Raw genomic sequence first — 4,623 nt, 5'->3', positions numbered from 1 at the left:
ATTTTGTGATCGCAGTCTTGGGAAACCCCTATTCGTCTAATAATGGCTCTCACCACTCCTCTCCCAATCCTTGCCTAAATCCTAGTCTCTATCACCGTTTCGACTACTTTTGCCTAATGGATAGCTTTTTTAAGGGGGGCTGGGGGGGATCATAATCTTGCGGAAAACTTTGAAAACACGCCCTAGCCCCCCAATTTTGGGGGGAAATTGAGTTAAAGTCCCCCAGAATTGGGGGATTTAGGGGGCAAATGCGTAAGTCCTAAGCTATAGCACAGCGCTATAAAAAATAATTAGTGGTCAGTAGCTAGTTGGTAATGAAAATAACACCAACAACTAACTACTAACCACTAATACTGATCTAGGAATGATAAATAGGTTGTGAGTAAGAATTCAGCCGTCAGCCGTCAGCCGTCAGCCTTTAGCTGATAGCTGATAGCTGATAGCTGATCACTGAGAGCTGATAACTGATCACTGATAGCTGACGGCTGATAGCTGATAGCTGATAGCTGAATGCTTACGATTGATTTTCACAAATCGTTTATAAACCCAATTGAATCAAGCTATTACCAACCATTGTCAGCTTGATACAGCACATAATCAGCAAGCGCTGCAATCTGCTCCTCTTTTAGCTTACCTTTGAAGGCTGGCATGGGGGGTTTACCATTGGTGATCTGGTAAACGATCTTGTCCTTAGAATACATGCCATACTTCTCAAGGGCATCCTTTTTCAGAGTTTTTTGGGTATTGATTAAATTCTTTCCACCTGCATGACAAGCGGCACAGTTGGCTGAGAAGACTTGTGCTGATTTCTTTAGGGCTGCGTCATCTACGGCTACAGCTACTTCGACAGGTTCAGCAGGAGTAGTTTCTTCCTCTGCTACTGCTTCTGGCTCAGCAGCAGGCTCAGGTGCTACAGCTACTTCTTCTGGTTCAGCGGGAGTAGTTTCTTCCTCTGCTACTACTTCTGGCTCAGCAGGAGTAGTTTCTTCCTCTGCTACTGCTTCTGGTTCAGCAGGAGTAGTTTCTTCCTCTGCTACTTCGGTGGGTTCCGCTGGGGATTCCACTGTTTCAACTGCAGCAGTTGGGGCAGGTGTGGTTTCTGGAGGAACAGTAGCTGTAGTTGCGCTACCGCAACCATAGGTAAAGGTCAACACACAGACCGTTACCACTAAGAGTGATAGTAGCTTTTTCAATGCAATTTGTCTCATGAGATTAAAAAAAACAAGTTCGCTAGTCCATACAGGATTGTCAGATCATGTATTTCTTTCCGTCAAAAGACAAGCTGTCAAACTTCTTGATTTCTTCCTGACTTGAAACGCAGTAAGGGCGCACACCGTGCGCCCTTAAGTCATACCCTAGGGTTATAGTTGCTAGGTAAGTCTTGATTTAAGTTCACTAAACTACCACGATTTGCGATCGCTTAAGTCTTAGAATAGTCAATCTTGTGATAGTTAGTAGCAAAAACTACTAACTACTAATTTTCCGACGGATGTTTCTGGATCGTCTATAGGTTACGCCCGTTGGAGCCACACAGCACAAGCTGTGTGGTTTTCACATTCCTCGAAGTCTTGATCAACAGCCCTAGTCCTAGCGCTACTATGATCCAGCTTCAACAATGATTGTGCCTCCCATGCCAGCACCACGGTGGGGGGCACAGTAGTAGGAGTATTCACCGACCTCATCAAACGTAGATGTATAGGAAGAACCCTTAGCCATCAACATCTTTTTATGAGTCAGAGATTCGGCGTCATCAAAAACAACATTATGAGGACCAATGTTGTTCATCACCCACTTGACGGTGTCACCCACTTTGATGGTAAGAGTACTTGGTTCAAATTTTAGTTGCCCATTGTCTGTACCCATTTTCACAGTGTAGGTTCCTGCATCAGCTGCAGCAGCAGGCTCAGATGCTACAGGGACCTCAGTGGGTTCCGCTGGGGTGGGTTCTTCTTCAGCCACCTCTGTGGGTTCCGCTGGGGCGGGTTCTTCTTCAGCCACCTCTGTGGGTTCCGCTGGGGATTCCGGCTCTGGGGCAACTTCAGCAGCTGGGGCAGGTGTGGTTTCTGGAGGAACAGTTGCTGTAGTTGGGCCGCCGCAACCATAGGTAAAGGTTAAGATACAGACGGTTACCACTAGGAGTGATAGTAGCTTTTTCAATGGGATGTTTTTCATAAAAAAATTGAACCATGACTGTCAATGGTTCAATTATATGACAAGGTGTCATATACATTACAACCTGTCAAACTTATTATGATCAGATCCTATAGAAGCCCTACAGGTCAAGGCAAGGGCTGCTGGCACAGACATAGCGCGAGGCAGCAATTAAGTAATCTGCTACTATGCCCAGGTAGTATCCCCAGGTAGTATGCCCAGGGACATCCCAAGCTGCCATCACACCAGCAGCAATAGGGGCTCGCTCCACCGATGATCACAGCATCTTAGGTGCGGGAGATTATAGGTGGACATCATTAAGACACCTTATTTACCGGCACAAGGATTGGATTTACTTGCACAAGGATTGGATTTACTTGCACAAGGATTTTTTTTCCCAGCACAAGGATTGCCTTGCTCTGTAGTACTCTCACCAGGAGCAGTATTGGTTGTGGGAGTTTCTCCGATTCACAACCATGGTACATGGGGAGTAGTAGCGGTGATCAGTGGCCAGGAAAAAAACACCTTTTGGCGGCGTACTGATGACCCAGATTTTTGCGATCGCATCGAACAAGTTGGGGAAAAAATCCTATTCCCTGGAGATATTATTAGTTTTACCTCTGATGGGATCCATAGTGTGGAAGCAATGGGAGATGAACCAACAATTACCTTTAATATTTATGGGTAAACAAACTACGACCAGCGATTTGAGTTTGATCCACTAACCCATTCTGCAAAGACGTTTTGAATGTAGAATTAAGAATTTAGAATTTAGAATTTAGGTAAGCATTCAGTTATCAGCATTCAGTTATCAGCTATCAGCTATCAGCTTATGGGATAGGGCACGCTACAATAACAGCTTTTGAATAAAACAGGTAAGCATTCGTTTAATAGTCACGAAAGTCACAGGTTAGAAGCCTGTGCCACAAAGCTTACGGCTGACCGCTGACCGCTGAATGCTTACGAATTTAGAATTTAGAATTTACAATTTAGAATTTACAATTTAGAATTGGTAATTATCAATTTAAAGTTGAAGGTTTTCTGTCAGCATACATAATTTAAACTTTATAACCTATAATTCTACCTTCTTAATTCTTAATTCTACCTTCTTAATTCTACCTTCTTAATTCTTAATTCTTAATTCTTAATTCTTAATTCTACATTCTTAATTTTACAACGCACCACCCACGGGCTGATATCTTGGTGTAAATGAACAATAGCTTAAGTCTCTAGCTCCTCTAAGGATTTCGGTACACCAGCAGTCAATACTTCATTCCCTGACTCAGTCACTAACACATCATCCTCAATCCGAATCCCAATCCCGCGCCAGCGCTGATCAATAGCTGGCTGACCTTCCACAGGCTCAATATCAGGACCAATATAAAGTCCTGGTTCCACTGTTACTACATTACCGGGCTGAAAAATCTGCCAGTTTTCCCCCTGTTTGTAGCCTCCACTGTCATGGACATCCAACCCGAGCCAGTGACCAGTGCGGTGCATATATATATGTTTATATTTCTCTTCTTTAATAATTTCCTCACTATCACCAGCCAGGAGTCCCAAATCGATTAACCCTTCCACCAGGATTTTCACAGCCGTGTCATGAAATTGATTAAAGGGATTCCCTGGTTTAACTTGTGCGATCGCATTCAACTGTGCCTTCAAGACCAACTCATACAGAATTTTCTGCTCTGGGGTAAACTTACCACCCACTGGAAATGTCCGAGTAATATCAGCGTTATAATACCCATAAGAACAACCAGCATCAATCAGTAGTAAATCCCCATCTTGCATCTGTCGATTGTTCTCGGTATAGTGTAGAACGCAGCTATTAGCCCCAGATGCTACTATGCTCGGATATGCCGGTCCGATGGCACCTCGTCGCCGAAAATCATGTTCTAGCTCTGCCTGCACTTCATATTCATAACGTCCAGGTTGAGTAAATGCTCTAGCATGGTTATGGGCATCCACAGAGATTTCCACAGCTTGACGCATCAACTTCAATTCCCTAGTACTCTTAACCCGGCGCATCCCATAGAGAATTAAGTTAGTGGATTCGAGAGCCATCGGTCCGGTTCCGTTCTTGGGATAAAGAGCCATCAACCTTTGCCAGTGTTTCAGGATGGTATCATTGAAAGCTTTATCCCGTCCCAAGTGGTAATAAATTCGATCGGCCTTTTTTAAATACTGAGGTAACTTCTCATCCAACTCAGTAATCGGATAGGTCTCATCAGCACCAAATAGTTCTTTTGCTGCTTCGACACCTGTCCGATAGCCTGTCCATACTTCTTTCTTTGGTTCTTTCGGTTGCACAAACAGGACAAATCGGTGTTCTTCGTGATGGGGCGCTAGTACAACTACGGCCTCTGGTTCATTGAAACCTGTCAAGTAAAAAAAATCGCTATCCTGTCGGAAATTGTATTCCACAGTATTATGCATAATGGCAACCGGGGCGCTCCGAAAGATAGCGGT

5 protein-coding genes are annotated in these 4,623 nt (G+C 44.1%); 1 reads left to right on the top strand and 4 read right to left on the bottom strand.

From position 1 onward, the window contains the following. Positions 1–563: 563 nt before the first annotated feature. The 3 genes from F6K57_RS37345 to F6K57_RS37335 form a co-directional block, all read right to left on the bottom strand. Positions 564–1,208 carry a c-type cytochrome gene (locus tag F6K57_RS37345; RefSeq protein ID WP_293073376.1) on the bottom strand — a complete coding sequence of 215 codons (645 nt, stop codon included), beginning with the start codon at positions 1,206–1,208 and terminating at the stop codon, positions 564–566. Between the two features lie 388 nt (positions 1,209–1,596). After that, positions 1,597–2,172, bottom strand: coding sequence for a plastocyanin (petE, locus tag F6K57_RS37340; protein ID WP_293041722.1), 576 nt, complete (start codon positions 2,170–2,172; stop codon positions 1,597–1,599). Positions 2,173–2,272: 100 nt separating this feature from the next. Further along, complete coding sequence (locus F6K57_RS37335) at positions 2,273–2,422, bottom strand: hypothetical protein (protein ID WP_293073373.1); 150 nt, start codon at positions 2,420–2,422, stop codon at positions 2,273–2,275. Between the two features lie 36 nt (positions 2,423–2,458). Between F6K57_RS37335 and F6K57_RS37330 the strand changes: the two genes are divergently transcribed. Next, complete coding sequence (locus tag F6K57_RS37330) at positions 2,459–2,839, top strand: hypothetical protein (protein ID WP_293073370.1); 381 nt, start codon at positions 2,459–2,461, stop codon at positions 2,837–2,839. Positions 2,840–3,372: 533 nt separating this feature from the next. On the opposite strand, the gene F6K57_RS37325 is transcribed toward F6K57_RS37330, so the two are convergent. Continuing rightward, the coding region (locus tag F6K57_RS37325; protein ID WP_293073367.1) for an aminopeptidase P N-terminal domain-containing protein at positions 3,373–4,623 on the bottom strand (1,251 nt) is incomplete at its 5' end.

The organism is Moorena sp. SIO4A5 (assembly GCF_010672005.1).
Taxonomy (GTDB): domain Bacteria; phylum Cyanobacteriota; class Cyanobacteriia; order Cyanobacteriales; family Coleofasciculaceae; genus Moorena.
The sequence above is the reverse complement of the archived record's forward strand: the minus strand, read 5'-3'. Positions and strand labels throughout refer to the sequence as shown.

Coding starts and splice junctions, on each gene's coding strand:
- petE (WP_293041722.1), bottom strand. CDS start 2,172: ATGAAAAACATCCCATTGAAAAAGCTACTATCACTCCTAGTGGTAACC.
- F6K57_RS37345 (WP_293073376.1), bottom strand. CDS start 1,208: ATGAGACAAATTGCATTGAAAAAGCTACTATCACTCTTAGTGGTAACG.